This window comes from Streptomyces sp. NPDC001606, assembly GCF_053596835.1.
In genome coordinates this window covers 1-26194 of the sequence record NZ_JBSFHC010000013.1, presented here as the reverse complement: position 1 = coordinate 26194, position 26194 = coordinate 1, and the positions used below count along the sequence as shown (strand labels likewise).

Below are 26194 nucleotides of genomic sequence, written 5' to 3'. Positions count from 1 at the left end.
CACCGGCGCTTCGCGCGCCGGCCACCAGAACTACAGGCTGACAAAGTTCGGCCCCGTCTGCGCTACAGACGGGGCCGGTGAAACGTGGGACCGATCAGGCGGGCAGCACGACGACGAACCGCTGCGGCTCCTCGCCCTCGGACTCGCTGCGCAGCCCGGCCGCCTTGACCGCGTCGTGCACGACCTTGCGCTCGAACGGGGTCATCGGCTTGAGCTTCACGGGCTCGCCATTGGCTTTCACCTCGGCGGCGGCCTTGGCGCCCAGCTCGGACAGCTCGGACCGCTTCTTGGCCCGGAAGCCCGCGATGTCCAGCATCAGCCGGCTGCGGTCACCGGTCTCCCGGTGCACGGCCAGACGCGTCAGCTCTTGCAGCGCCTCCAGCACCTCGCCGTCGTGGCCGACGAGCTTCAGCAGGTCGCGGCTGCCGGCGTCGCTGATGATCGACACGGAGGCGCGGTCGCCCTCGACGTCCATGTCGATGTCGCCGTCGAGGTCGGCGATGTCGAGCAGACCCTCCAGGTAGTCCGCTGCGATGTCACCCTCCTGCTCCAGGCGGGTGAGGGCGTCTGCACCCTCGGCAGCGGCGGAGGTGGTGCCTTCCGTCACGGGATGGGCTCCTTCTTACTTCTTGGACGGGGACTTGGGCCGCTGCGGGCCACCCTTGCGCTGGCCGGACTGGGCCCGGCTGCGGGTGCCGGAACCGCTCTTCGGCGCCTGCTTGGCGGCGGCGGGCTTGGCGTCCTGCGGCTCGTCGGACTTCTCCAGCGAGGTGGTCTCGTCGGCCTGCTTGGCCCCGCCGGACTGGCGCTGGGACTTGGTCTGGCGCTTGGGCTGCTGACGCCGGGCGGCGGCGCCGGCGGCCGTCTCGGTGATCACCGCGCCGTCCTCGGTCTGCGCCGCGGCCTGGGCCGCGCTCTTCACCACGCTGCCGTCGGGCTGGGCGGCGAGACCCGCCTTGTTCAGCGCATTGATGAACTTGCGCTCGAACTCGTTGCGGTCCCGGCCCTTGCTGACGATCGCCTTGACGATGGTCTTCTCGCTGCGCCGGCGGACCTTGCCGTGCTGCGTGACGTGCTTGGTCAGACGCTCCAGGTAGGCGGCCTGAGCCTTGGAACCCGGGGTGGGGTTGTTGCGGATGACGTACATCTGCTGGCCCATGGTCCACACGTTGGTGGTCAGCCAGTAGACGAGGACACCGACCGGGAAGTTGATGCCGAAGATGGCGAACATGACCGGGAAGACGTACATCAGCATCTTCTGCTGCTGCATGAACGGCGTCTTCACCGTGGTGTCGACGTTCTTCGTCATCAGCTGGCGCTGCGTGTAGAACTGCGACAGCGACATCAGGACGATCATGAGCGCGGTGACGACGCGGACGTCGGTCAGCGAGGCGCCCAGCGCGGCGACCTGCGCCTCGCTGTTCATGAACTTCGCGGCGAGCGGGGCGCCGAAGATGTGCGCGTGCCGGGCGCTGTTGAGCAGCGACTCGTTGATGGCGCCGATCTGCGTGCCCGTCGCGATGCCGTTGAGCACGTGGTACAGGGCGAAGAAGAACGGGGACTGCGCCAGGATGGGAAGGCACGAGGAGAGCGGGTTGGTACCCGTCTCCTTGTACAGCTTCATCATCTCTTCGGACTGGCGCTGCCGGTCGTTCTTGTAGCGCTCCTGGATCTTCTTCATCTCCGGCTGGAGCGTCTGCATCGCACGCGTGGCCTTGATCTGCTTCACGAAGAGCGGGATCAGGCAGATGCGGATCAGGATCACCAGGGACACGATGGACAGGCCCCAGGCCCACCCGGTGTCAGGTCCGAAGATCGCCCCGTACACCGCGTGGAACTGGACGATGACCCAGGAGACGGGCCAGGTGATGAAACTGAACAGGCTGGCAATCGTGTCCACTAATCATGCTCCTTGGGCATGGGACGAGGTCTCTGCGGCCGGGCTCGAGCCAAGCTCGGAAGAGTCGGAGGAGAGCTTCGCTTCGGTGGCCGGTTCGGCGGCGGAGGACCCGCCCCTGCGTGCGCGCCAGGCGTTGCGCAGCATTTCGTGCCACCGCGGTCGCTTGCGCGGCGGGACATGGTCCACACCGCCGAGCGACCACGGATTGCACCGGAGGATGCGCCAAGCGGTCAGTGCCGTTCCCTTGATCGCACCATGCCGGTCGATGGCCGTATATCCGTAGTGGGAGCACGACGGGTAGTACTTGCACACCGGCCCCAGCAGCGGACTGATCGTCCACTGGTACAGCTTGATCAGAGCCAGCAGCGGGTACTTCATCGCGCGCCCCCTCCCAGTAGCCGCTGAAGGGCGGCGTCCAGGTCTCGGGCCAGCTGTGCGTGGTCTGCGTCGCCCGCTCCGGGCAGCGCTCGTACGACTACCAGGCTACCGGGGGGAAACAGGGCGACTCGGTCACGCATCAGATGACGCAGTCTGCGCTTCACTGTGTTGCGCACGACCGCGCCACCCACGGCCTTGCTCACGACGAAACCCGCACGCGTCGGAGGAGCGCTCTCCCCAGGCGCGTGCGGGTCCGTGGCACCGCTACGAAGGTGGACGACGAGGGTCGGGCGACCTGCCCTGCGCCCTCGCCGTACCGCGGTCGCGAAGTCCTCGCGCCGCCTCAGCCGGTTCTCGGTGGGCAGCACGACGTCATGACCTGATCGGGATCAGGCGGACAGGCGGGCGCGACCCTTGCTACGGCGGGACGCGAGAATCGCGCGGCCGGCACGGGTGCGCATACGCAGCCGGAAGCCGTGGGTCTTCGCGCGACGACGGTTGTTCGGCTGGAAGGTGCGCTTGCTCACTCGGGGGCTCCAGAAAGGTTCAGTAGTGGCGGGGTGCCGTCCTGGCTGTCACCGTGCGCCCACGAGTAGCTCGCTTCACGCCCGAGTGCACCGCTTACCGATCACCTGACGTGACCTGTGCCCATCGGAGGCAGGCGGCAGCAGCCATCGACAACTCGACCTGGTTACGGTACGCGGGACTGCGCCATTCGGTCAAACCGAGGGTCACCGAGAGACACTATCCACAGGCTGGGGACAACAACTTGAACCGTACCCGCCGCGCTGACTACCGTGGCTGAACTCCCATTCGTTCTTTTGTCCCCCGCCCCGGCGGGTTTGCCCCACCGACCACCCGCTGTACCCCCCGACCCGTCCCGCGATCACACGTTCGTGGGACCTGTGAGAGAGCGTGCCCTGTGGCTGACGTACCTGCCGATCTTGCCGCAGTGTGGCCACGCGTACTGGAGCAGCTCCTCGGCGAGGGCCGCGGACAGGGTGTCGAGGCGAAGGACGAGCACTGGATCCGACGCTGCCAGCCCCTCGCGCTGGTCGCCGACACCGCGCTGCTCGCCGTACCGAACGAGTTCGCGAAGGGCGTACTGGAGGGACGTCTCGCGCCGATCGTCAGCGAGACCCTGAGCCGTGAGTGCGGCCGCCCCATCCGCATCGCGATCACCGTGGACGACACCGCGGGCGAGCCGCCGGCCCCCGCCGCGCCGCCCGCCCCGCAGCCGCCCAAGCCGCGCTACGAGGAGCCCGAGCTGCCCTCCGGGCAGGCGTACGAGGGCTACGGCCGGCACCGCGCCCCCGAACCGCTGCCGGGCACCGAGCCCCAGCCGCGCGGCGACCAGTCGCCGTCCGGCCGCGCGGACCGCCAGATGCCCACGGTCCGGCCCGCCTACCCTTCGGAGTACCAGCGCCCCGAGCCCGGCGGATGGCCGCGTCCCGGACAGGACGACTACGGCTGGCAGCAGCCGCGGCTCGGCTTCCCCGAGCGCGACCCCTACGCCTCGCCGTCGTCCCAGGACGCCTACGGCTCGGGCCCGGACAGCTACGGCACGCACGACTACCGCTCGCAGGGCAGGGAGCGGCCGTCGTACGAGCAGCAGCGCGGCGAGTACGAGGGCCCGCGCGGCGACTACGAACCGCCCCGGCAGGACTACGACTCCGGGCGCGACGCCTACGACCCCTCCCGCGCCGAGTACGACCAGCGCGACCCCGTCCGCCGCGAGCTGCCCGAGCAGCCGGCGGGCGGCCCGGCGCACCGCGGCGGCCCCGGACGCCCGGACCTGCCCCCGGCGGGTGCGCCCGGTGGTGCGCCGTCGGCGCCGTCCGCGGCCGCGAGCGGGCCCGGTGAGCCGACGGCACGGCTGAACCCCAAGTACCTGTTCGACACGTTCGTCATCGGCGCCTCCAACCGGTTCGCGCACGCGGCCGCGGTGGCGGTCGCCGAAGCGCCGGCCAAGGCGTACAACCCCCTGTTCATCTACGGGGAGTCCGGGCTCGGCAAGACCCATCTGCTGCACGCGATCGGGCACTACGCGCGCAGCCTCTACCCGGGCACGCGGGTGCGGTACGTCAGCTCGGAGGAGTTCACCAACGAGTTCATCAACTCGATCCGCGACGGCAAGGGCGACAGCTTCCGCAAGCGGTACCGGGAGATGGACATCCTGCTCGTCGACGACATCCAGTTCCTCGCGGACAAGGAGTCGACGCAGGAGGAGTTCTTCCACACCTTCAACACGCTGCACAACGCCAACAAGCAGATCGTGCTCTCCAGCGACCGGCCGCCCAAGCAGCTGGTCACGCTGGAGGACCGGCTGCGGAACCGTTTCGAGTGGGGCCTGATCACCGACGTCCAGCCGCCCGAGCTGGAGACGCGGATCGCGATCCTGCGCAAGAAGGCGGTGCAGGAGCAGCTCAACGCCCCGCCGGAGGTGCTGGAGTTCATCGCCTCCCGGATCTCGCGGAACATCCGTGAGCTGGAGGGCGCGCTGATCCGGGTGACGGCGTTCGCCTCGCTCAACCGGCAGCCGGTGGACCTGGGCCTGACCGAGATCGTGCTGAAGGATCTGATCCCGGGGGGCGAGGACTCGGCGCCCGAGATCACGGCCACGGCGATCATGGCGGCGACCGCGGACTACTTCGGGCTGACCGTGGAGGACCTGTGCGGCACCTCGCGCGGGCGGGCACTGGTCACCGCGCGGCAGATCGCCATGTACCTGTGCCGTGAGCTGACGGATCTGTCGCTGCCGAAGATCGGGGCGCAGTTCGGGGGACGGGACCATACGACCGTCATGCACGCGGATCGCAAGATCCGGGCGTTGATGGCCGAGCGGCGGTCGATCTACAACCAGGTGACCGAGCTGACGAACCGCATCAAGAACGGCTGAGGCCGGCGGCGAGGCCTGGCTTAGGGCGCCTTCGGGGATTTGCTCCCCGAAGGCGCTCTTTGCGTTCCCGGGGGCGTCTCGGCGTGTGGTGCCCGGCGCTGTGGCTGGGCGGGGGCCGGTGGAAGCGCTGCTCGCTGAGAGGTGCCGCTGCGCCCACCCGTGCCGCCCCAGCGGCACGACTGCCCGCAGCTGGGGCGACATGGCGGCCGCTGGGTGTTCGATTTTGGGGTGGGTTACGGGGGCTCTCCACAGATTTGCGGACTTTCTTGTGTCCACACGCTGGGGACTGCGAAGTTGTCCCGAACGGTGTCCACAGGGAGCCTGTGAGTGTGGCGTTCGCCCAGCTCAAGGGCCTGTGGAATCGTGGACGAAGACTCTCCACAGGGTGTGGAAAAACTGGAGATCCACAGGCTGTGCATGAGGTTTTCCACCGCTACCCCACAGGCTGGAGCCGGTTGTCCCCAGCGATCACCGGCTTCTCCACATGACTGTCCACTGTTCGGCAAGGCGACGCCCCCTCTCACCACGTCGAGTGAAAGGCGTCACACGAAGGTGCCGGATTGGGGTGTGGGAAACGTGGGTAAACCTGGGGACGCAGCTGGGGAGAACTGCCCTCACCCTGTGGGCGGTGTGTGCAGAACTTTCTGTTCTCCACAGAAGAGCCCAGTTGTCCACTGCCTCCACCCACAGGACCGGTGGACAAAATTCCCGCGCTGAGCTGGGCAAACGTGGTTATCCACGGTATCCACAGCCCCTACTACTACTCCCGACTAGAGAGAGCTCGGCAATCGCTTTGAAGCGGGGGCTGTGCACAACTCGCGGTCTCGCGTCCGGCTGCCTCCCGGACCGACTTGACCCCGACGGGCACCTACTGTCAGTGGGGTGCGTCAGACTGGTCCCCGGTGTCCTTCCCTTCGCAGGGTGCGGTGACACCGAGTCGGAGGACTCGAGAGCAACAGCAGCAGGAGGCGGCTTACGGTGAAGATCCGGGTGGAACGCGACGTACTCGCGGAGGCAGTGGCCTGGGCGGCACGCAGCCTCCCGGCCCGTCCGCCGGCGCCTGTCCTCGCCGGCCTGCTGCTCAAGGCCGAGGACGGCCAGCTGAGCCTGTCGAGCTTCGACTACGAGGTCTCCGCGCGGGTGAACGTCGAGGCCGAGGTCGAGGAGGAGGGCACGGTCCTCGTCTCCGGCCGGCTGCTCGCCGACATCTCCCGGGCCCTGCCCAACCGGCCGGTGGAGATTTCCACAGACGGTGTACGGGCGACGGTGGTCTGTGGATCCTCCCGCTTCACCCTGCACACGCTGCCCGTGGAGGAGTACCCGGCGCTGCCGCAGATGCCGAACGCGACCGGCACCGTGCCGGGCGAGGTGTTCGCCGCCGCCGTCTCCCAGGTGGCCATCGCCGCCGGCCGTGACGACACGCTGCCCGTGCTCACCGGTGTGCGCATCGAGATCGAGGGCGACACGGTCACCCTGGCCTCCACCGACCGCTACCGCTTCGCGGTCCGGGAGTTCCTGTGGAAGCCGGAGAACCCGGACGCCTCCGCGGTCGCCCTGGTGCCCGCCAAGACGCTGCTGGACACCGCCAAGTCGCTGGGCGCGGGTGACAGCGTCACGCTGGCGCTGTCGGGCTCGGGCGCGGGCGAGGGCCTGATCGGTTTCGAGGGCGCCGGGCGGCGTACGACCACGCGGCTGCTCGAGGGCGATCTGCCGAAGTACCGGACGCTGTTCCCGACCGAGTTCAACTCCGTGGCCGTGATCGAGACCGCGCCGTTCGTCGAGGCCGTCAAGCGTGTGGCGCTGGTGGCCGAGCGGAACACCCCGGTGCGGCTGAGCTTCGAGCAGGGCGTGCTGATCCTGGAGGCGGGCTCCAGCGACGACGCACAGGCTGTGGAAAGGGTGGACGCGCAGCTGGAGGGCGATGACATCTCCATCGCCTTCAACCCGACCTTCCTGCTGGACGGTCTGAGCGCGATCGACTCCCCGGTGGCCCAGCTGTCGTTCACGACGTCCACCAAGCCGGCGCTGCTGAGCGGCAAGCCCGCCGTGGACGCCGAGGCGGACGACGCGTACAAGTACCTGATCATGCCGGTGCGGCTCAGCGGCTGAGCCGGCCGCGGTTGTCCACAGCGCCGGGTGCCCCTGTGGGTGCCCGGCGCTGCGAGTCGGCGGGGACGGGCGGCCGCCGTGTGTGTTCTCCCAGGTGAGCGTGTATGCCCACAACTGTGCAGGAGTGGGCGGGTTTAGGCTCGGCTCGGCACGTGGGTGCCTCTCACGCCACACAGCGACCTTAAGGAACACCACTGATGGAGCTCGGTCTCGTCGGACTCGGGAAGATGGGCGGCAACATGCGCGAGCGGATCCGCCGCGCGGGCCACACCGTCATCGGTTACGACCGCAATCCCGACCTCGCGGATGTCCACAGCCTGGAAGAGCTTGTGGGCAAGCTCAGCGGTCCGCGGGTGGTCTGGGTGATGGTTCCGGCCGGCGAGGCCACCCAGTCGACCATCGACCGGCTCGCCGAGCTGCTGGAGCCCGGTGACGTGGTCGTGGACGGCGGGAACTCCCGCTGGACCGACGACGAGAAGCACGCCGAGGAGCTGGCCGCCAAGGGCATAGGCTTCGTCGACTGCGGTGTCTCCGGCGGCGTCTGGGGCCTGGAGAACGGGTACGCGCTGATGTACGGCGGCGACGCCGAGAACGTCGCCAAGGTGCAGCCGGTCTTCGACGCGCTGAAGCCGGAGGGCGACTTCGGTGCGGTGCACGCCGGCAAGGTCGGCGCGGGCCACTTCGCGAAGATGGTCCACAACGGCATCGAGTACGCGATGATGCAGGCCTACGCCGAGGGCTGGGAGCTGCTGGAGAAGGTCGACTCCGTCACGGACGTCCGCGAGGTGTTCCGCTCCTGGCAGGAGGGCACCGTCATCCGGTCCTGGCTGCTCGACCTGGCCGTCAACGCGCTGGACGAGGACGAGCACCTGGACGGGCTGCGCGGTTACGCACAGGACTCCGGTGAGGGACGCTGGACTGTGGAGGCCGCGATCGACAACGCGGTGCCGCTGCCGGCGATCACCGCGTCGCTGTTCGCCCGGTTCGCCTCGCGGCAGGAGGACTCGCCGCAGATGAAGATGATCGCCGCGCTGCGCAACCAGTTCGGCGGTCACGCAGTGGAGAAGAAGTAAGGCCCACCGGCGGGCCGTACAGCCGTAGAGAAGCAGGGAGGTCGGCGGACGACCATGCACGTCACGCATCTTTCGCTGGCCGACTTCCGCTCGTACGCCCGGGCCGAGGTCCCGCTCGACCCGGGCGTCACCGCCTTCGTCGGCCCCAACGGGCAGGGGAAGACCAATCTGGTCGAGGCCGTCGGCTATCTGGCGACCCTGGGCAGCCATCGGGTCTCCTCCGACGCGCCGCTGGTGCGCATGGGCGCCGAGCGGGCGGTGATCCGGGCGCAGGTCCGGCAGGGTGAGCGGCAGCAGCTGGTCGAGCTGGAGCTGAACCCGGGCCGGGCCAACCGAGCCCGGATCAACCGGTCCTCGCAGGTCAGACCCCGGGATGTGCTGGGGATCGTACGGACCGTGCTGTTCGCGCCCGAGGATCTCGCGCTGGTGAAGGGCGATCCCGGGGAGCGGCGACGGTTCCTCGACGAGCTGATCACCGCGCGGTCGCCGCGGATGGCAGGGGTGCGATCCGACTACGAGCGGGTGCTCAAGCAGCGGAACACCCTGCTGAAGACCGCCGCGCTGGCCCGTCGGCACGGCGGGCGGTCGATGGACCTGTCCACGCTGGACGTGTGGGACCAGCATCTGGCGCGGGCGGGTGCCGAGCTGCTGGCCCAGCGGCTCGATCTGATCGCCGCGCTCCAGCCGCTGGCGGACAAGGCGTACGAGCAGCTGGCGCCGGGCGGTGGTCCGGTGGCGCTGGAGTACAAGCCGTCCGCGCCGGGGGAGGCGCACACCCGCGAGGAGCTGTACGGGCAGCTGATGGCGGCCCTGGCGGAGGCGCGCAGGCAGGAGATCGAGCGGGGGGTCACGCTGGTCGGGCCGCACCGGGACGAACTGCTGCTCAAGCTGGGGCAGCTGCCGGCCAAGGGGTACGCCTCGCACGGCGAGTCCTGGTCGTACGCGCTGGCGCTGCGGCTGGCCTCGTACGACCTGCTGCGCGCCGAGGGCAACGAGCCGGTGCTGATCCTGGACGATGTCTTCGCCGAGCTGGACGCCCGCCGCCGGGAGCGGCTGGCGGAGCTGGTCGCGCCCGGTGAGCAGGTGCTGGTCACCGCGGCCGTGGACGACGACGTACCGCATGTGCTGGCCGGGGCGCGGTTCGCCGTGTCCGGCGGGAGCGTGGAGCGCGTATGAGCACCGACGACAGCAAAGGGAAGAAGGCCGAGCCCTCCGGTGTCGACCTCGCGCGCGTGGCGTTGCGCGCGGCGAAGGAGCAGGCACGCGCGCGGGGGGACGCGGTGCGGCAGAAGAAGCAGGCCAGGCGGGGCGGCGGGCTGCGCTCCGGGGCGCGCGCCGACGGCCGTGATCCGATGGCGCTCGGCGCGGCGATCAACCGGCTGATCAGCGAGCGCGGCTGGGAGACGCCCGCGGCGGTGGGCGGGGTCATGGGCCGCTGGCCGCAGATCGTCGGCGAGGACCTGGCCAAGCACTGTGTGCCGCAGCGGTACGACGAGGACGAGCGCGTGCTGACGGTGCAGTGCGATTCGACGGCGTGGGCGACGCAGTTGCGGCTGCTGGCCCCGGAGCTGGTCCGCCGGCTCAACGAGGATCTCGGGCACGGCACGGTCCGGTTGCTCAAGGTGCAGGGTCCGGGTGGTCCGGCCCGCCGGTACGGGCCTTTGCGGGCTCCGGGAAGCGGCGGTTCCGGCGACACCTATGGGTGACGTACCTCACGTAGATCGTGCTGATGCGGGGCGTTGTCGTACGTCCGTACACGGGTGCGACCGGTGAGCTGACCCCCCAGTAGCCAAGGGATGACGGCCCGAAGCGCTGAGCGCCGCTGTGAGCCCCTTGGAGCCCCCTTCCGCATATCGGGACCCGGTCGAGGCCGGTTCAGGGCGGCACATGGGGACTCAGGTACCGGCAAACCCCCATCGATGTCAGTGCTACCGGTAGACTGGAAGACAATCCCGCCCCAACGTGGGGACCGCCCGGGAAAAGCTGAGCAACGCTGATCAAGGCTTACCAACGCAACATGCCGCAGCCGCTCCGGCAACCCGCCGAGAAGCCCGGCTCGTGCTGTGCCAGAAAGGGCGCTTCGTGGCCGATTCCGGCAACCCCAACGAGAACATCCCGTCCACCGACGCCGGCGTCGCCGCCGAGGCCGGCACCCCCGCCTCGTACGACGCCAGCGCCATCACCGTGCTCGAAGGGCTGGACGCGGTCCGCAAGCGGCCCGGCATGTACATCGGCTCCACGGGCGAGCGCGGTCTGCACCACCTCGTGTACGAGGTCGTCGACAACTCGGTCGACGAGGCGCTGGCCGGGTACGCGGACACGATCGACGTGACGATCCTCGCCGACGGCGGGGTGCGCGTCACCGACAACGGCCGTGGCATCCCCGTCGGCATCGTGGCCTCCGAGGGCAAGCCGGCCGTCGAGGTCGTGCTGACCGTGCTGCACGCGGGCGGCAAGTTCGGCGGCGGCGGCTACGCGGTCTCCGGTGGTCTGCACGGCGTCGGCGTTTCCGTCGTCAACGCGCTGTCGACCAAGGTCTCCGTCGAGATCAAGACCGACGGCCACCGCTGGACGCAGGACTACAAGCTGGGCGTCCCGACGGCTCCCCTGGCCCAGCACGAGGCCACGGACGAGACCGGCACCTCGGTCACCTTCTGGGCCGACCCGGACATCTTCGAGACCACCGAGTACTCCTTCGAGACGCTGTCGCGGCGTTTCCAGGAGATGGCGTTCCTCAACAAGGGTTTGACGATCAAACTCACCGACGAGCGCGAGTCGGCGAAGGCCACCAGCGGTGCGGACGAGGCGGGCGCGGACGAGACCGCCGAGGTCAAGACGGTCACGTACCACTACGAGGGCGGCATCGTCGACTTCGTGAAGTACCTCAACTCCCGCAAGGGCGAGGTGGTGCACCCCACCGTCATCGACCTGGAGGCCGAGGACAAGGACAAGAGCCTGTCCCTCGAGGTCGCGATGCAGTGGAACAGCGGCTACAGCGAGGGCGTGTACTCCTTCGCGAACATCATCCACACCCATGAGGGCGGTACCCACGAAGAGGGCTTCCGGGCCGCGCTCACCTCGCTGATCAACAAGTACGCGCGCGACAAGAAGCTGCTGCGGGAGAAGGACGACAACCTCACGGGTGACGACATCCGCGAGGGTCTGACCGCGATCATCTCGGTGAAGCTGAGCGAGCCGCAGTTCGAGGGCCAGACCAAGACCAAGCTGGGCAACACGGAGGCCAAGACCTTCGTGCAGAAGGCGGTCTACGAGCACCTCAACGACTGGCTGGACCGCAACCCGAACGAGGCCGCGGACATCATCCGCAAGGGCATCCAGGCGGCCACCGCGCGCGTGGCGGCCCGCAAGGCGCGCGACCTGACCCGCCGCAAGGGTCTGCTGGAGTCGGCCTCGCTGCCGGGCAAGCTGTCCGACTGCCAGTCGAACGACCCCACCAAGTGCGAGATCTTCATCGTCGAGGGTGACTCCGCCGGCGGCTCGGCCAAGTCCGGCCGGAACCCGCAGTACCAGGCGATCCTCCCGATCCGCGGCAAGATCCTCAATGTCGAGAAGGCCAGGATCGACAAGATCCTCCAGAACCAGGAGATCCAGGCGCTGATCTCCGCCTTCGGCACGGGTGTGCACGAGGACTTCGACATCGAGAAGCTCCGCTATCACAAGATCATCCTGATGGCGGACGCCGACGTCGACGGCCAGCACATCAGCACCCTGCTGCTGACCTTCCTGTTCCGCTTCATGCGGCCGCTGGTCGAGGCCGGGCACGTGTACCTCTCCCGCCCCCCGCTGTACAAGATCAAGTGGGGCCGGGACGACATCGAGTACGCGTACTCGGACCGCGAGCGCGACGCGCTGATCGAGATGGGCCGCCAGCGCGGCAAGCGGGTGCGCGAGGACTCGATCCAGCGCTTCAAGGGGCTCGGCGAGATGAACGCCGAGGAGCTGCGGGTGACCACGATGGACCAGGAGCACCGGGTCCTCGGCCAGGTCACCCTGGACGACGCCGCCCAGGCCGACGACCTGTTCTCGGTCCTGATGGGCGAGGACGTCGAGGCCCGCCGCCAGTTCATCCAGCGCAACGCCAAGGACGTCCGCTTCCTCGACATCTGAGTCGGTCTCAGCTGACCGCACCAGGAAGGATCTTCACCAGCAATGGCCGACGAGAACACTCCAGAGACTCCCGGGACCGAGGGCGGCGAGGCCGTCCTGCGCGTCGAGCCGGTCGGGCTCGAGACGGAGATGCAGCGTTCGTACCTGGACTACGCGATGTCCGTCATCGTGTCCCGTGCGCTGCCGGACGTCCGGGACGGTCTCAAGCCCGTCCACCGCCGCGTGCTGTACGCGATGTACGACGGCGGCTACCGCCCCGAGCGCGGCTTCTACAAGTGCGCCCGTGTCGTCGGCGACGTCATGGGCAACTACCACCCGCACGGCGACTCCTCCATCTACGACGCCCTGGTGCGGCTGGCCCAGCCGTGGGCGATGCGGATGCCGCTGGTGGACTCCAACGGCAACTTCGGCTCGCCGGGCAACGACCCGGCGGCGGCCATGCGCTACACCGAGTGCAAGATGGCGCCGCTGTCGATGGAGATGGTCCGGGACATCGACGAGGAGACCGTCGACTTCACGGACAACTACGACGGCCGCTCCCAGGAGCCGACCGTCCTGCCGGCCCGCTTCCCGAACCTGCTGATCAACGGCTCCGCCGGTATCGCGGTCGGTATGGCGACCAACATCCCGCCGCACAACCTGCGCGAGGTCGCGGCCGGCGCCCAGTGGTACCTGGAGAACCCGGACGTCAGCCACGAGGAGCTGCTCGACGCGCTGATCGAGCGCATCAAGGGCCCGGACTTCCCGACCGGCGCGCTGGTCGTGGGCCGCAAGGGCATCGAGGAGGCGTACCGCACCGGGCGCGGCTCCATCACCATGCGCGCGGTGGTCGAGGTCGAGGAGATCCAGGGCCGGCAGTGCCTGGTGGTCACCGAGCTGCCGTACCAGGTGAACCCGGACAACCTGGCGCAGAAGATCGCCGACCTGGTGAAGGACGGCAAGATCGGCGGCATCGCCGACGTCCGTGACGAGACGTCCTCGCGCACCGGTCAGCGCCTGGTCATCGTGCTCAAGCGGGACGCGGTCGCCAAGGTCGTCCTGAACAACCTGTACAAGCACACCGACCTCCAGACGAACTTCGGCGCGAACATGCTCGCGCTGGTCGACGGCGTGCCGCGCACCCTCTCCCTGGACGCGTTCATCCGGCACTGGGTGACGCACCAGATCGAGGTCATCGTCCGCCGTACCCGCTTCCGGCTGCGCAAGGCCGAGGAGCGCGCGCACATCCTGCGCGGTCTGCTCAAGGCCCTGGACGCCATCGACGAGGTCATCGCGCTGATCCGGCGCAGCGACACCGTCGACGTCGCGCGCACCGGCCTGATGGACCTCCTGGAGATCGACGAGATCCAGGCCAACGCGATCCTCGAGATGCAGCTGCGGCGCCTGGCGGCCCTGGAGCGGCAGAAGATCGTCCAGGAGCACGACGAACTCCAGGCGAAGATCAACGAGTACAACGAGATCCTCGCCTCGCCGGTGCGCCAGCGCGGGATCGTCAGCGAGGAGCTGGCGGCGATCGTCGAGAAGTACGGCGACGACCGCAAGACCAAGCTGATCCCGTACGAGGGCGACATGTCCATCGAGGACCTGATCGCCGAGGAGGACATCGTCGTCACCGTCACGCGCGGCGGCTATGTCAAGCGGACCAAGACGGACGACTACCGGGCGCAGAAGCGCGGCGGCAAGGGCGTGCGGGGTACGAAGCTGAAGGAAGACGACATCGTCGACCACTTCTTCGTCTCCACCACGCACCACTGGCTGCTGTTCTTCACCAACAAGGGGCGGGTGTACCGGGCGAAGGCGTACGAGCTGCCCGAGGCCGGCCGGGACGCGCGCGGCCAGCACGTGGCGAACCTGCTCGCCTTCCAGCCGGACGAGGCGATCGCCGAGATCCTCGCGATCCGGGACTACGAGGCGGCGCCGTACCTGGTGCTGGCCACCAAGTCCGGCTTGGTCAAGAAGACGCCTCTGAAGGATTACGATTCGCCCCGCTCCGGCGGTGTGATCGCGATCAACCTGCGCGAGCGGGAGGACGGCGGCGGCGACGAGCTGATCGGCGCGGAGCTGGTCTCGGCGGACGACGATCTGCTGCTGATCAGCAAGAAGGCACAGTCGATCCGGTTCACCGCCTCGGACGAGTCCCTGCGCCCGATGGGCCGCGCCACCTCCGGCGTCAAGGGGATGAGTTTCCGGGAGGGCGACGAGCTTCTCTCGATGAATGTCGTTCGACCCGGTACGTTCGTGTTCACTGCCACGGACGGTGGGTACGCGAAGCGGACCGCCGTCGACGAGTACCGCGTCCAGGGTCGCGGTGGCCTCGGCATCAAGGCCGCCAAGATCGTGGAGGACCGTGGTTCGCTGGTCGGCGCGCTGGTGGTCGAGGAGACCGACGAGATCCTCGCCATCACCCTGTCCGGCGGTGTGATTCGTACGCGAGTCAACGAGATCAGGGAGACGGGCCGTGACACCATGGGCGTCCAACTGATCAACCTGGGCAAGCGCGATGCCGTGGTCGGTATCGCACGTAACGCCGAGGCGGGGCGTGAGGCGGAGGAGGTCGACGGCGAGGAGGCCGTCGGCGAGGCCGCCGAGGACGCCGTGACCATCGGCACGGACGAGGGTGAGGCGCCCTCGGCCGAGTAGGCACGAGGAGTGAGTCATCGTGAGCGGAGCCACGGGCGCCGGATCGGCCGGTACCTCCAGGGGTACGGAAACGGACGGCGGCGGCCGTGGCTCCGCCGCGTCTGCCGCCTCCACCGGGGGTGTTCAGAGCGCGGCGGGTGCGCCGGGCGCGTCCCAGGGCGCTGCTCTCGCGACCGACCCGCAGACGACCAACCTCAAGCCGGTGAAGGTGTCCGCGCAGGACTCCGCCGGTCCATCCGCTTCCCAGGGGGGAACAGTGACGGACACCCGAGGCCCGGCCGCGTCCGGCGAGGCGCGTCCGGCGTCGCCGCTGCCCGGTGAGCGACGCCCGCAGCAGCCCGACGGGCCGTACCACCCGCCGCAGGCGTATGTGGCGCAGCAGTCCACCGGCGGGGTGCGCGTGCCGCGTACGGGCGTGCGCACGGCCCCGCGGACCCGCAAGGCGCGGCTGCGGGTGGCCAAGGCCGACCCGTGGTCGGTGATGAAGGTCAGCTTCCTGCTCTCCATCGCGCTGGGCATCTGCACGGTCGTCGCCTCGGCGGTGCTGTGGATGGTGATGGACGCGATGGGTGTGTTCTCCACGGTGGGCGGCACCATCTCGGAGGCGACGGGCTCGAACGAGGCGAACGGCTTCGACCTCCAGTCCTTCCTGTCGCTCCCCCATGTGCTGACGTTCACGTCGATCATCGCGGTCATCGACGTCGTCCTGGCGACGGCGCTGGCGACGCTCGGCGCGTTCATCTACAACCTCTCCGCGGGCTTCGTGGGCGGCGTCGAGCTGACCCTCGCGGAGGACGAGTGACCGCCTGCGGGCCCCTGACCTGACGGTCCCCCGACAACCGATTTTGGGACTGGCGTGGTCGTGCGCTAATCTTCAGGAGTCAGCGCGCGGGACACACACCGCACAGCGCGGCGGGGCTATAGCTCAGTTGGTTAGAGCGCATCCCTGATAAGGATGAGGCCACAGGTTCAAATCCTGTTAGCCCCACCAGCGAGAAGACCCCCAACCGATCATGGTTGGGGGTCTTTGACATCTACGGCTGACATCAACGGCCGTGAACTGCGACGGTCAGCCGAGGAGCGGGTCCTCCAGGAGTTCGGCGAGCATCCCGACGGCTTCCCTTTCGCTGTCACCCACCACGTGTGTGTAGACGTCCATGGTCATGCTGATCTGGCTGTGCCGGAGGATCGCCTGCGCCACCTTGGGGTGCACCTTCAGGAAGGCCAGCAGGGTTCCGCAGGTGTGCCGGGCGAGGCGGACCGTGATGCGGCGGACGCCGGCGCGCTTCACAAGGCGGTCGAAGGTGCGGGAGAAGCCGACCGGATCGATCATGCCACCGTGCTCCGAGGAGAAGATCAGGTCATGGTCCGGCTCCTGCGACCAGTGCTCACCGGCGATCTTCCGTTCCAGCTCTTGCAGCTCCCGGCGCTCCTCCAGGGCGCGGGCGCAGAACTCCGGCAGCGGCAGCACGGCTTGCGAGGACTCCGTCTTGAGGTCCTTGAGGACCAGGCCGACGCCCTTGACCCGCTGTACCTGCTTGACCGGTGTGAACTGGTGCGCCTCGAAGTCGATGTCCTGCCAGCGAAGGCCCAGTACCTCACCACGGCGGAGGCCGAGGACGAGGACCAGGACGCAGGCCGCGTAGAGGCGGTGAGCACGGGTCGAGCGGAGGAATACGATTGCCTCACGGGCGCTCCAGGCCTTCCCCTTGTCCTTGCTGACCTTGGGCATGTCGACCAGGAGGGCGACGTTGCGCGTCAGCAGTTCCTCGCGCATGGCCCGGTTGAGGGCGTTCCGGAGGACGCGCAGCACCTCGAAGCGGGTGGCGGCGCCGACCTTCTCGCGCTTCAGCGTTGCCATGAAGGTCCGGATCTGGGCTGGGGTGAGCTTGGTCAAGGGCTTCTTGGCCAGGTGCGGCAACAGGTAGAGCCTGATCTTGGACTCGTACTTGACGTACGTGTTGTGCTCGCGCTCCGGCTTGACGATGTGCTCCACCCAGTACGTCAGCCACTCGCCGAGCGTCCAGGAGCGGGACGGCACGGGGATGCCGTTGCGCTCCTGGTCCTGGAGCTTGCCGAGCTTCTCGTTCGCCTCGTCCCAGGTGGCGCCGTAGACGTATTTCCGGACCCGGTTGCCGTCGGTGTCGGTGACGTAGGCGGCGCCCTGGTAGCGGCCGTCCTTGCGCTTGCTGATCGTTCCCCCGCCGTTGGGGCGCTTCTTCGCCATCAGGCAGCCTCCCCCATCCCCCGGCGGATGAAGTCCTGAACGGCGTCATCCGGGATACGACGGCAGTTGTCGACCTTGATGGAGACCAGCCGGTTCGTGCGGATCAGGTCGTAGATCTTGGTTCGGCCGACCCTGAGCCGGGCCGCGGCCTCCGGCACGGTGAGCAGTTCAGCCATGAGTGGGTTCTCCTTCCGTTCCGGGGGCGGGTTCGAGGGAAGCGGCGAGCCAGGCTTCGGCGGGGCTGAGGCCGGTGCCGGCGAAGACCCAGTGGGCGAGGACGAGCGTGGTTTCGCCGTCCTGTGGGACGGCCGGTGAGGCTTGGGCACGGCGCCAGGCCGCTCGCGCATCCCGAAGGGCACCGAGCGTGGTGGAGTAGCGGCGGGACTTGGTGGAGAAGTGGCCGCGGAAGCCGAGCATGTGGGCCCAGGCGCGCAGGCGCAGGTCTGCCAGCTCGGGGCGTGCGCCGAGGGTCCAGGCGGTGCGGATCAGTCGCTGGGCGTGTTCGCTGATCCGGGCTTGGGCCAGCTCGGCCAGGAAGCGGATCGGCCGGTCCAGAGTGCCGGTCGCTGTCTCGGCGCCCTTGGTGGCGTACTTGGCGATGTACCCCGCTACCGCCCGCTCGGTGAGTTCCTGACCGCCGTCGAAGTCGGCGGAGCGGATCGGGCGGACGTCGAGCTGACGGCCGAAGGCGAACGCATGAGCCCGGCCGTCGATCTCCGGCCCGTCGATGCGGGCAGCAGCGGCAGCCGCGCGGATGGCGTCGGTCAGCAGCTCGGTGCTCGCCCAGGCCGGCGGGGGTGTGTAGCCGCCCTCGGGGCCGTCGAGGCGGATGACCGCGTGGAAGTGGACGGCGCCGCGCTTCTGGTACTCGGCGACCTTGGCGAACGAGATCCGGGCGTGGTCGCGGAAGTCGCGTTGGGTGAGCCCGGCGCGCCTGGCGACCTCTCGGCGAAGGTAGATCGAGAAGCGCCGCCATAGGGCTCCGGCGTGCGCGTTCCAGAGCACGGCCGCTTCGTAGTCGTAGGTGTCGGGGTCGAGGGGAGAGCCCAGAGCCGGGTCCGTTTCGTCATGCCGGAAGCCGCAGCGGCAGGACCGGCCGCTGCTGGGGCGGTTGTGGACAGGGCCGAAGCTCGGGGCCGTGAAGGTGGCGAAGACCCGCGGGTGCGTGCCGACCTGTTCCGGGGTGCCCTTGCCGCCGCGGAGACCGGCGGTGATCAGGTGGAAGGTGTCGCGGCGGTAGGTCTCGGCGCAGGCAGCGCAGCGGGTGGCACGGCGGTTGTTGCAGCGGACCAGGAGCTGGCCGGCGGCGAGCGAGCCGGAATCGAGGTGGTGCAGGACTCGGCCGATCTCACCGGTCGCCGCGTCGACCGCGTATTCGGTGCGGTGGCCGTCGAGGCGTACAGGGTTGGTGCAGCCACCCAGTCCGGAGAGCTGCCGAGCCAGCTCGGGCATGGTCCCCAGCGAGGCCAGCATGGAGAGTTCCGCCAGCGGAGGCGGAGTCTGCCGGGTGATGATGGGACTTCCTTTCGGCTGTTTCTGCGGTCGGGAGAGACGGCCCCGGGGCGACGGGATGCTTGGCGGCTTGTTGTCGCCCCGGAGGCCGGTCAGCGCTTGTGCGTGCTGCTGACGAGGGAGCGCAGGACCACGGCGGCGACGGCCACGGACACGGCCGAGACGGCGACCGCCGCCAGGAGCGCGGTGAGCACGACGCCGACCACGACCACGGCAGCGACAGCGCCGACACCGACGCCCACGAACGGGGCAACCGGACGGCCGGCGGAGGGGGCCGGAGCCTGGACCTGCTGAGGCGTGACGATCGTGGTCGGCAGGGTCGGAACGTCGGGCAGCTTGGGGCGGAACATTGCGGACCTCCTTGTCACTTGTGGGTGCCGTCGACGACGCCGACCCCGGAGCGGGTGCCGGTCTCGATGGCGGGGGCGAGGAAGGTGTGGGAGAGGTAGAAGCCGAACAGGGCGATCACGACGGCGACCCAGAGGCGGATGCCGAGGAACTTGATTGCGGCCCAGGCGATGACGCCCAGGACGAAGACGAGCGGGAGTGAGACGGTCACCGGCCCCCCTCAGCGGACCGAGCAGCGGTGAGTGCGCGCGGCCAGCTCGGCGGCGGCGCGGCTGTCGTGGTCCGTCGAGAAGCCGCAGCGCGGGGCGGTGCAGGCGGCGGTGTGCTTCTCGCGGCCCCGGCCGTCGTAGTACGTGGCGACCTGGACGGGGCCGATGCGAACGACGTTGCGGAAGCGGCGGTTGGCGGGCATCAGTCGATCTCCTTCGAGTCCGGGTCGTTCTCGCCGGTGAAGTCGGTGACGTGCTCGGCGAGCCAGCGCAAGATCTCGTCGCCCTCGTAGCTGTCGGCGGCGAGGGTCACCGGTTCGGCGATCAGCACGGCTTCGGTCAGGCGGTTCTGTCGGGTCAGCTCGGCGGCGCGCTTCAGCGCTCGGAGCGTGGACGGACGCATGGACGGAAGGTCCTCCGGGATCAGGTCAGTTGGGCAGCGATGGCTTCGGCCAGCGGCAGCGGGACGCCGAGCCGGGCGCGAAGGGCCGGCGTTTCGATGTCGGTTCCGGTCCGGGTCCGGTGTTCGTCGGCGACCTTGCGAGCGAGGGCGACGAGCGCGGGCGGGACGGGGGCGGTCGAGGGCGGAGCCGGTTCCCGGGATTCCGCCGTGGGCAGTTCTGGTCCAGTAGGGGCCACCGCTGCCGTGGTGTTCGCGTCCTCTTGTGGGGTCGGCAGCTCTTCGGGCTTCGGGGATCCGTGGACGAGCAGGGTTCCGCCGAGGAAGGCGACCGCGGGCCATCCGGCGACGAGGATCCGCAGCCAGGCGGGTACGGCGCCCAGGTCGAGCAGGCCGGCCGTGGCGACGTTGGCGCCGAGCGAGGCGGTCAGCGCGACGAGGAACCAGCACCAGGCAGCCGCTTTGGCGCCGCCGGAGCGGAGCCGCCGCCAGGCGGCGACCAGGAGCAGGTCGACGCTGATCGGGTAAGCCCATGCCTTCCAACCGGCCTGCCCAGCGGCGGCAGCGAGGTCATGCAGATGAGCGAAGGACAGGGCTCCGGCGATGACGGCCTGGACCAGGACCGCGTCCACCCGCATGGCGGGGCGGGTCATCAGGAGGCCCCGCCGGGATAGTCGGGACCGTCCTCCGGGTCGTAACCGGACGGGAAAATGCCCGGCGGAGGCTCCGGCAGGGACGCAGCCAGCGACGGTGCCACGGCCGCGATGAAGTCCTCATCAGCACCGATCGTTTCGGCGTAGAGGGCGAGTTGGCCGAGCAGAAGGACGGTCAGGGCGAAGTCCTCACAGCTGGGGCACATGGCGAGTGCTCTTCCTTCTCCAGGCATGGGTGGGGTAGGGACTTGGCGCGGGACGGCCGCGCCGGCCGATGGATCAGGGGTGGTTACTCGGCGAGCGGGTACGGCGTGGCGACCGGCCCGGACGCCTCCACGGGCGCGGGCGGGGCGTACGGCCGGAAGGGCACGAGCGCCGGTTCGTCGGGGGCGAGGTGCGCCGACTTTCGGCATGCGGCCGCGGCGTCGGCGAGGGAGAGATACGGGGTGCGGATACGGGACCAGCCGCCGGAGGTGTCGCCCGCCACGGCCAAGCCGGGACGCTCGGCAGCGATGGCGCAGGCGGCGACGGCCGCGTCAGGTGCGATGTCGCCGAGAGCCATCTTCGCGGAGGCTTCGTCGTTGACCCGGTGGCAGACCCGGCCGGTGAGCTGGGCACGCAGCATGGTCGCGCCCTTGCCCAGCTCGGCGCCGAAGCGCTGCCCGCATACCTCCAGGTAGATGCCGGCCGCGCGACCGAGCTGCGCGAGCCTGATGAGCTGGGTGACCATCTCGTCCCGCCGATCCTCTTCCTTCCGTGTGGCGACGAGGAAGAGTTCGGCCACCTCATCGATGAACAGAACGATGGGAGCGGGCCGCTCGCTCTCGGGCAGGCCCCAGATGTCCGAGGTGATCAGCTCATTCGGAGTGCCGAGCGCGATGCCCTGTCGGGCCTTGATCAGGTCGTAACGGTCCTCCATTTCCTTGACGAGGACGGGCAGCAGCTCGGCCGCCTGTTCCGGGTCGGTCGCGAGGGCGGAGAGCCGGGCGGCGAAGGGCGCCAGCTCGACCCCGCGCTTGCAGTCGATGCCGACCAGGACCACGGGCTGAGTCGCCAGTCCGGTGAGCAGGTTGCGCAGGTACATGGACTTGCCGGACAGGGTGGCGCCGAGAACGAGTTCATGCGGCACGGCGCGGTAGTCGCGAACGAACGCTGTCGCGTCCTCCCGCAAGGCCACCGGCACCCGGAGAAGCCCGCCATCGATCCGGCGAGGCATCCGCACCCTCCGCAGGACGTCAAAGCCGACGAGCCGGAGTTCCACGACGCCGGGCTTGACGTCCCGTACGTACACGGCGTGCACGCCCCAGGCGTGCCGGAGCCGTTCGGTCGAAGCCGCCACGTCCGCCGGCTCCTGGCCCGGAGCCAGCCGCAGCCGGATCCGGAGGCCGGTCGAGGTCGGCCGGATCAGGCCCCGGCGGGGCGGGACGGGCTGGACCTCACGGCGAGTGGTCGCCCTGACGGCCAGTGCCCGCCAGCGGGACGGTTCGACGGTCAGGCCGCAGGCGTCCATGGTCGAGGAGTACGAGGCCATCAGCCGGGCCGCCGAGACCGGCAGTCCGACGGTGGACCAGTACGCCGCAGGGTGGGCGTGCCGGGCGTAGGCCACACCGCCTATCGCGGTGAGCGCCCCGCCCAGCTCGGCCGCCGTCATCAGGTCGGTCACGTCGATCAGCCCGCCTGAGCCATCGGAAAGGCGCCCGGAGCAATGGCAGTGGCCCGGTAGGCGATGCCGTGCCGCTGCTGGCCGTTGAACACGCTCTCCCAGGGTCGCGCCACCAGCCCCGGCAGCGAGACGGGAGCGCCGACGGTCAGCCCCTCCGTCACACCGCTCTCGGGGACCGTGACCTGGATCAGCGACGACTCGCCCTCGTCGATGTAGACGACGCCGACGGTCATCAGAGCCTCGCCGCTCAGCGCGTCCTTGGCGATCTCACCGGTCTGCCGGTCGCGCACCTTGGGCGCCGGAGCTTCGGTCAGCAGGATCGTGGCGGACGAGGTGTCAACGCGAATCACACGCACAGGAAGTCTCTCCTTCAAAGTCGGCAACCTGTCACCTGACAAGTTGACTTAGCAAGTTTGAAGCTAGAGATGCCAGGTTGACTTGTCAAGTGGAATAGGGAAGGAGTCGTTCGAGGCGCGCCTCGGCGCAGGCTCAGTTCAAGGGATAGGTGTCTTCCAGTTCATGCTGATCGGCAGGAAGCAGCACCTCAGAGACTTGCAGGGCCTGTCCGGCGGCGTCGCAGGCGATGACCAGGACACTGAGGACGGGAACATCGGCGGGAAGCCCCCCGAGGAGCTCCGCTTCGTCGCTCTCGGGCATACGGGCAGAGACCCGCTCCGTCACGTGGTCGAAGCGGACCTTCTTCCGGGCTTCCAGGTGTTCACGGGCGCCGCCTGCCAGGGCTTCCGCGCTCCCCAGCTCGGTGCCCTCGACCAGGCCGGCGGGGAAGTATGACGAGATCAGCTCGACCGGTTCGCCGTCCTGCTCGACCACGAAGCGGCGTTGCAGGGCCTTGGCCCGCTTGGGGAGACCCAGCGCCGAGGCGACACGGGCCGGGACGGGGACTTCGCCGACATGGACGAGACGCCCAGGGGTGCCCGCCTCGTCGCGCTCCAGCGCCTCACGGCCCCGACGGTCCTTCTGTTCGATGACGGCCGGGCGACCGCGGACGATGGTGCCGTAGCCCTGGCGAGACTCCAGCCAACCGTCCCTCTTCAGCAGCTCCAGGGCCCGTACGACGGTCGGGCGCGACATCCCGAAGGACTGCACGAGCTGGTTCTCACTGGGAACGCGGGTACCCGGCGCGTAGGTACCGTCCTCGATGCGGCGCTGAATCGTCTGCGCGAGGCGAACGTACTTCGGTGCCTCGACTTCATAGGCCATGAGCGCCGCCCGTCAGGAATAGCCAAGTCAACTGGTCAACCAGACTACCCCGGGACGCATCTATGGATGCGTTAGGGTGGGGCACTTTTCAAGAGGCCCAAGCATCGGCCATCGCGAAGGACACGACCGTCCCACCAAAGCAGCTCGGGCCGGAGTGCCACGAGTCGGCGATGGAGTCGACCAGGAGGAGGCCGCGCCCGTGCGCGTCGTCGGCGTCGGGCCGGCGCAGCCGTACGTTCGCCGGGAAGCCGGGGTTGTGCACCTCCACCCGGAGCGAAGTTCCCTCGCGGTACCACTCCACCCGGACGACCCAGGAGTCGTCCGACCTGCCGTAGAGGATCGCGTTGGTCACCAGTTCGGAGATCAGCAGCGCGCAGTCCTCGACCGAGCAGGCCGGGTTGTACGGGGCGATGAACTTTTGGAACCAGCGCCGGGCCCGCGGGACGGATTCCGGGATCGGGTGCAAGGTCATCGCCCCGAGGCGGGGCGAGTCCGGACCGGGGTGCTTGTTGATCATGTAGGCCATCCGTGCTCACTCCTTGCCGGTGCCGTCGCAATCGAGGCACCGCCGCTTCGACGTGGCACGGGCACGGTCGTTGACGGTGGAGAGCGCCAGCGTCGTGCGCGAGCTGACGCGTTTCCAACCCCGCCCCCGGCATCCCCGGCAGGCTAAGCGTGGGCTCTTGTCCGACCGCTGACTCGTCACGCCGTGCCCCTTCCCTGAAGTGGCCTTAGCCACTTACTGGATAGTGGCATTAGCCACTCACGATGTGCAAGCACTTCGGTGCAACTGGTGAACCGTCAGGTGAGCGGGTAGCCCTGCTCGAACGCCCAGCGATGGGGCGGGTAGGTGGCTTCGGCGAACTCCAGCGGCCGGTCCTGGAGGTCGAAGACGACGTGATGGACGATCAGTACAGCCGAACCGGGCTCCAGTCGAAGGTCGGCAGCTTCCTCGTCCGTCGCGGACCGAGCGCACATCCGGTCTTCGGCATAACTGCCCTGACGTCCGGTCATGTTCTCGACGTACATCAGGGTGCCTTCCTGGATCCGCTCGGGCTCCAGGAGCTTGGGCGCCCTCTGGCCGACGTCCGGCGCGAACCAGGAAGTGGACAACGTGATGGGCCCGTCCTGGTTGTTGGTCACGCGCCGTCGGTGCACGGCCCGTCGGTCCTTGGTGAGTCCCAGCGCCTCGGCGACGTGATCCGGCGCCTCCAGCCAGCCGGCCGACGTGATGACCGCGTACTCGCCAGCGGTGTAGATCTTCCCGGTCTGCCGGGCCCGCCCGTACAGCTCACGCGCCCGCCGGTTGACCTCCAGGCTCCGCACATAGGTGCCCGATCCCTGCCGCTTCTCGACCAGGCCCTGATGACTCAGCGCCTCCAGTGAGCGAGCGGCCGTAGGCCTCGACACCTTCCAGTCCGCCGCGAGTTGCCGTTCCGAGGGGACCTCGTCCCCCGGTCGCAGGTCTCCGCGAAGGATCTGGTCGCGGATGAAGTGGGCAATCTGGAGATACTTCGGTAGTGCTTCCTCAAGCTGAGGCATGCTCCCTCCTCCTCCAAGTGGCTATGGCCTCTAGCCACTATAGGGTGGGTGGCCAATCTTGAAACCCGTACGCTGTCCGCATGACGCGGTTGATCGTCGCAGCAGGAGGAGGGGGCGACGCAGTCGCCGCCGCAATGCTCGATGCGGCCCTGTACGGCGCCGATGACAGAGCGGTGATCTTCACGTACGCGTGGGACCGCCTGCTGGTCGACCCTCTTCCGGGTCCCCGGGGCGTCGCCAACTTCACTGGCCTCGAACCCCTCACACCCGCCGTCTGGTCAGTGCCGGCCACGGCCCACCCGATCGCTCCGGCAGGATCGACCCTCCCTCGACTTGCCGCAGAACTCCCGCACACTTTCGCCCTTATCGACCCGCACCACGGGGTCGAGGGAGTCACGCGCCAGCTTGAAGAGCTGGTGAGCCACCTGGAGCCGGAGTCGATCGACCTCCTGGACGTGGGCGGTGACATCCTCGCGCGAGGCGACGAGCCGACGCTCAAGAGCCCGCTTGCTGACGCCCTCACCTTGGCCGCGTGCTGCCAGGTGAATGCGACCGTCCGTCTCCTGGTGGCTGGCCCCGGCCTGGACGGCGAACTCCCGATCGAGGTCCTGCGCGGCACGCTCGGCCCCCTCGTACACACCCTCACGGCGAAGGACGCTGAGCCGATCAGCTCGGTTCTGGAGTGGCACCCGTCGGAGGCGACCGGGATGCTCGCGGCGACCGCGCGAGGGGTTCGGGGCACCTGCGAGGTACGGGACGCCGGACTTCCCGTGCCACTCACGGAGGAGGGGCCGAGGGTCCACGAAGCCGACATGGACGAGGCACTGAGCCGCAACCAGTTGGCCCGCGCGATCATGGCGACGAAGGACCTCGACCAGGTGGAAGCGCTCAGCCGCGAAATCTGCGGTTACTCGGAGATCGACTACGAACGCAACAAGGCGGCATGGCTCAGCGAGCAGCCCCCGGTGAAGCTGGACTCGACGGCGGTCTTGGCTCAGCTGGACCACTTCGAGGCCGAGGCCCGCAGCCGCGGAGTCACCCACACGACGTTCCGCCACATCACCGAGGCCCTGAACCTCCCCGGCACCCAGCGCTACGACCTACGCGAGCTGCTCATCAACAACCGCCCGGAGCAGTACGACGCGCCCTTGTGGCGCATCACGGCGAAGCCTGAGTAACAACTTTCTCTACGGGTTCAAGGCGGCTCGCTCCGCTCCCCGCGCGCGGCCCGGCCCCCGGCCGGGCCTGCGCTCCTGTCTCCGCCCCGCTCCAGCCCGGCCGGGGGCCGGGCC

Annotated in this window: 28 protein-coding genes and 1 tRNA gene; 10 read left to right on the top strand and 19 right to left on the bottom strand. The window is 69.1% G+C overall.

Annotated features, from left to right (window positions below; translation table 11 throughout):
- Positions 1-94: 94 nt before the first annotated feature.
- Genes ACWCV9_RS23100 through rpmH form a run of 5 tightly spaced genes read right to left on the bottom strand, consistent with a single transcriptional unit; the run spans position 95 to position 2805 of the window.
- Positions 95-607 carry a Jag family protein gene (locus tag ACWCV9_RS23100; protein WP_385841553.1) on the bottom strand — a complete coding sequence of 171 codons (513 nt, stop codon included), beginning with the start codon at positions 605-607 and terminating at the stop codon, positions 95-97.
- A 15-nt stretch (positions 608-622) separates the two neighbouring features.
- Complete coding sequence (gene yidC / locus ACWCV9_RS23095; protein WP_450789161.1) at positions 623-1900, bottom strand: membrane protein insertase YidC; 1278 nt, start codon at positions 1898-1900, stop codon at positions 623-625.
- Between the two features lie 3 nt (positions 1901-1903).
- Entirely contained in the window at positions 1904-2278 is a 375-nt protein-coding gene (yidD, locus tag ACWCV9_RS23090; protein ID WP_450789159.1) for a membrane protein insertion efficiency factor YidD, read from the bottom strand.
- On the bottom strand, positions 2275-2646 hold the full coding sequence (rnpA, locus tag ACWCV9_RS23085; protein WP_078611778.1) for a ribonuclease P protein component: 372 nt from the start codon (positions 2644-2646) through the stop codon (positions 2275-2277). Before rnpA ends, yidD begins: the two co-directional genes overlap by 4 nt.
- A 21-nt stretch (positions 2647-2667) precedes the next feature.
- On the bottom strand, positions 2668-2805 hold the full coding sequence (gene rpmH, locus ACWCV9_RS23080; protein ID WP_003956500.1) for a 50S ribosomal protein L34: 138 nt from the start codon (positions 2803-2805) through the stop codon (positions 2668-2670).
- A gap of 395 nt (positions 2806-3200) precedes the next feature.
- Here rpmH and dnaA point away from each other — a divergent pair, with 395 nt between their 5' ends.
- The 9 genes from dnaA to ACWCV9_RS23035 all read left to right on the top strand — a co-directional run bounded on the left by dnaA (position 3201) and on the right by ACWCV9_RS23035 (position 16118).
- Complete coding sequence (gene dnaA, locus ACWCV9_RS23075) at positions 3201-5177, top strand: chromosomal replication initiator protein DnaA (protein WP_450789157.1); 1977 nt, start codon at positions 3201-3203, stop codon at positions 5175-5177.
- Between the two features lie 978 nt (positions 5178-6155).
- Entirely contained in the window at positions 6156-7286 is a 1131-nt protein-coding gene (dnaN, locus tag ACWCV9_RS23070; protein WP_059250041.1) for a DNA polymerase III subunit beta, read from the top strand.
- Positions 7287-7483: 197 nt separating this feature from the next.
- Positions 7484-8359, top strand: a complete 876-nt coding sequence (gene gnd / locus ACWCV9_RS23065; protein ID WP_385841559.1) for a phosphogluconate dehydrogenase (NAD(+)-dependent, decarboxylating) — start codon at positions 7484-7486, stop codon at positions 8357-8359.
- 54 nt (positions 8360-8413) lie between these two features.
- Positions 8414-9535, top strand: a complete 1122-nt coding sequence (recF, locus tag ACWCV9_RS23060) for a DNA replication/repair protein RecF (protein ID WP_450789155.1) — start codon at positions 8414-8416, stop codon at positions 9533-9535.
- Positions 9532-10065 carry a DUF721 domain-containing protein gene (locus ACWCV9_RS23055; protein ID WP_450789153.1) on the top strand — a complete coding sequence of 178 codons (534 nt, stop codon included), beginning with the start codon at positions 9532-9534 and terminating at the stop codon, positions 10063-10065. The genes recF and ACWCV9_RS23055 overlap by 4 nt, the downstream gene beginning before the upstream one ends.
- Before the next feature lie 352 nt (positions 10066-10417).
- Positions 10418-12487, top strand: a complete 2070-nt coding sequence (gyrB, locus tag ACWCV9_RS23050; RefSeq protein ID WP_450789151.1) for a DNA topoisomerase (ATP-hydrolyzing) subunit B — start codon at positions 10418-10420, stop codon at positions 12485-12487.
- A gap of 42 nt (positions 12488-12529) precedes the next feature.
- Complete coding sequence (gene gyrA / locus ACWCV9_RS23045; protein WP_450789149.1) at positions 12530-15127, top strand: DNA gyrase subunit A; 2598 nt, start codon at positions 12530-12532, stop codon at positions 15125-15127.
- Between the two features lie 19 nt (positions 15128-15146).
- Positions 15147-15929: a DUF3566 domain-containing protein gene (locus ACWCV9_RS23040; RefSeq protein WP_450789147.1), complete on the top strand. Its 783-nt coding sequence runs from the start codon at positions 15147-15149 to the stop codon at positions 15927-15929.
- 112 nt (positions 15930-16041) lie between these two features.
- Positions 16042-16118: transfer RNA gene (locus ACWCV9_RS23035), tRNA-Ile, on the top strand.
- 78 nt (positions 16119-16196) lie between these two features.
- On the opposite strand, the gene ACWCV9_RS23030 is transcribed toward ACWCV9_RS23035, so the two are convergent.
- The 14 genes from ACWCV9_RS23030 to ACWCV9_RS22965 all read right to left on the bottom strand — a co-directional run bounded on the left by ACWCV9_RS23030 (position 16197) and on the right by ACWCV9_RS22965 (position 24902).
- Entirely contained in the window at positions 16197-17354 is a 1158-nt protein-coding gene (locus ACWCV9_RS23030; protein ID WP_450789146.1) for a tyrosine-type recombinase/integrase, read from the bottom strand.
- Positions 17354-17530, bottom strand: a complete 177-nt coding sequence (locus ACWCV9_RS23025) for a helix-turn-helix domain-containing protein (protein ID WP_450789144.1) — start codon at positions 17528-17530, stop codon at positions 17354-17356. The genes ACWCV9_RS23030 and ACWCV9_RS23025 overlap by 1 nt, the downstream gene beginning before the upstream one ends.
- The gene (locus tag ACWCV9_RS23020; RefSeq protein ID WP_450789143.1) at positions 17523-18827 is read right to left on the bottom strand and encodes a replication initiator; all 1305 of its coding nucleotides are present in this window, start codon (positions 18825-18827) and stop codon (positions 17523-17525) included. Before ACWCV9_RS23020 ends, ACWCV9_RS23025 begins: the two co-directional genes overlap by 8 nt.
- A gap of 131 nt (positions 18828-18958) precedes the next feature.
- Complete coding sequence (locus ACWCV9_RS23015) at positions 18959-19216, bottom strand: SpdD protein (RefSeq protein WP_450789141.1); 258 nt, start codon at positions 19214-19216, stop codon at positions 18959-18961.
- Between the two features lie 14 nt (positions 19217-19230).
- The gene (locus ACWCV9_RS23010; protein WP_450789139.1) at positions 19231-19425 is read right to left on the bottom strand and encodes a hypothetical protein; all 195 of its coding nucleotides are present in this window, start codon (positions 19423-19425) and stop codon (positions 19231-19233) included.
- 9 nt (positions 19426-19434) lie between these two features.
- Entirely contained in the window at positions 19435-19626 is a 192-nt protein-coding gene (locus ACWCV9_RS23005) for a mobile element transfer protein (protein WP_450789137.1), read from the bottom strand.
- Positions 19626-19826 carry a hypothetical protein gene (locus ACWCV9_RS23000; RefSeq protein WP_450789135.1) on the bottom strand — a complete coding sequence of 67 codons (201 nt, stop codon included), beginning with the start codon at positions 19824-19826 and terminating at the stop codon, positions 19626-19628. The genes ACWCV9_RS23005 and ACWCV9_RS23000 overlap by 1 nt, the downstream gene beginning before the upstream one ends.
- 20 nt (positions 19827-19846) lie before the next feature.
- On the bottom strand, positions 19847-20476 hold the full coding sequence (locus tag ACWCV9_RS22995) for a DUF2637 domain-containing protein (RefSeq protein WP_450789133.1): 630 nt from the start codon (positions 20474-20476) through the stop codon (positions 19847-19849).
- The gene (locus tag ACWCV9_RS22990) at positions 20476-20682 is read right to left on the bottom strand and encodes a hypothetical protein (protein ID WP_450789132.1); all 207 of its coding nucleotides are present in this window, start codon (positions 20680-20682) and stop codon (positions 20476-20478) included. The genes ACWCV9_RS22995 and ACWCV9_RS22990 overlap by 1 nt, the downstream gene beginning before the upstream one ends.
- 83 nt (positions 20683-20765) lie before the next feature.
- Positions 20766-22139 (bottom strand): FtsK/SpoIIIE domain-containing protein, encoded by a 1374-nt coding sequence (locus ACWCV9_RS22985; RefSeq protein ID WP_450789130.1) that lies wholly within the window; start codon positions 22137-22139, stop codon positions 20766-20768.
- Positions 22140-22144: 5 nt separating this feature from the next.
- Entirely contained in the window at positions 22145-22495 is a 351-nt protein-coding gene (locus tag ACWCV9_RS22980; protein WP_450789129.1) for an SCO3933 family regulatory protein, read from the bottom strand.
- A 133-nt stretch (positions 22496-22628) separates the two neighbouring features.
- On the bottom strand, positions 22629-23360 hold the full coding sequence (locus ACWCV9_RS22975; protein ID WP_450789127.1) for a GntR family transcriptional regulator: 732 nt from the start codon (positions 23358-23360) through the stop codon (positions 22629-22631).
- An 88-nt stretch (positions 23361-23448) separates the two neighbouring features.
- The gene (locus ACWCV9_RS22970) at positions 23449-23886 is read right to left on the bottom strand and encodes an ATP-binding protein (protein ID WP_450789125.1); all 438 of its coding nucleotides are present in this window, start codon (positions 23884-23886) and stop codon (positions 23449-23451) included.
- A gap of 275 nt (positions 23887-24161) precedes the next feature.
- Complete coding sequence (locus ACWCV9_RS22965; protein ID WP_450789123.1) at positions 24162-24902, bottom strand: GntR family transcriptional regulator; 741 nt, start codon at positions 24900-24902, stop codon at positions 24162-24164.
- An 80-nt stretch (positions 24903-24982) separates the two neighbouring features.
- On the opposite strand from ACWCV9_RS22965, the gene ACWCV9_RS22960 reads away from it, so the two are divergent.
- Positions 24983-26080 (top strand): DUF1152 domain-containing protein, encoded by a 1098-nt coding sequence (locus tag ACWCV9_RS22960; RefSeq protein WP_450789121.1) that lies wholly within the window; start codon positions 24983-24985, stop codon positions 26078-26080.
- The last annotated feature ends 114 nt before the right edge of the window (positions 26081-26194 follow it).

Excerpts from the sequence above, each read along its gene's own strand:
- gyrA (WP_450789149.1), top strand. The coding sequence starts at position 12,530 with ATGGCCGACGAGAACACTCCAGAGACTCCCGGGACCGAGGGCGGCGAG.
- ACWCV9_RS23005 (WP_450789137.1), bottom strand. The coding sequence starts at position 19,626 with ATGCCCGCCAACCGCCGCTTCCGCAACGTCGTTCGCATCGGCCCCGTC.
- ACWCV9_RS23020 (WP_450789143.1), bottom strand. The coding sequence starts at position 18,827 with ATGCTGGCCTCGCTGGGGACCATGCCCGAGCTGGCTCGGCAGCTCTCC.
- ACWCV9_RS23000 (WP_450789135.1), bottom strand. The coding sequence starts at position 19,826 with ATGCGTCCGTCCACGCTCCGAGCGCTGAAGCGCGCCGCCGAGCTGACC.
- ACWCV9_RS22995 (WP_450789133.1), bottom strand. The coding sequence starts at position 20,476 with ATGACCCGCCCCGCCATGCGGGTGGACGCGGTCCTGGTCCAGGCCGTC.
- ACWCV9_RS22970 (WP_450789125.1), bottom strand. The coding sequence starts at position 23,886 with ATGGCCTACATGATCAACAAGCACCCCGGTCCGGACTCGCCCCGCCTC.
- ACWCV9_RS22975 (WP_450789127.1), bottom strand. The coding sequence starts at position 23,360 with ATGGCCTATGAAGTCGAGGCACCGAAGTACGTTCGCCTCGCGCAGACG.
- ACWCV9_RS22990 (WP_450789132.1), bottom strand. The coding sequence starts at position 20,682 with ATGTGCCCCAGCTGTGAGGACTTCGCCCTGACCGTCCTTCTGCTCGGC.
- ACWCV9_RS23025 (WP_450789144.1), bottom strand. The coding sequence starts at position 17,530 with ATGGCTGAACTGCTCACCGTGCCGGAGGCCGCGGCCCGGCTCAGGGTC.
- recF (WP_450789155.1), top strand. The coding sequence starts at position 8,414 with ATGCACGTCACGCATCTTTCGCTGGCCGACTTCCGCTCGTACGCCCGG.
- yidD (WP_450789159.1), bottom strand. The coding sequence starts at position 2,278 with ATGAAGTACCCGCTGCTGGCTCTGATCAAGCTGTACCAGTGGACGATC.
- ACWCV9_RS23030 (WP_450789146.1), bottom strand. The coding sequence starts at position 17,354 with ATGGCGAAGAAGCGCCCCAACGGCGGGGGAACGATCAGCAAGCGCAAG.
- gnd (WP_385841559.1), top strand. The coding sequence starts at position 7,484 with ATGGAGCTCGGTCTCGTCGGACTCGGGAAGATGGGCGGCAACATGCGC.
- ACWCV9_RS23015 (WP_450789141.1), bottom strand. The coding sequence starts at position 19,216 with ATGTTCCGCCCCAAGCTGCCCGACGTTCCGACCCTGCCGACCACGATC.
- ACWCV9_RS22960 (WP_450789121.1), top strand. The coding sequence starts at position 24,983 with ATGACGCGGTTGATCGTCGCAGCAGGAGGAGGGGGCGACGCAGTCGCC.
- ACWCV9_RS23055 (WP_450789153.1), top strand. The coding sequence starts at position 9,532 with ATGAGCACCGACGACAGCAAAGGGAAGAAGGCCGAGCCCTCCGGTGTC.
- ACWCV9_RS22965 (WP_450789123.1), bottom strand. The coding sequence starts at position 24,902 with ATGCCTCAGCTTGAGGAAGCACTACCGAAGTATCTCCAGATTGCCCAC.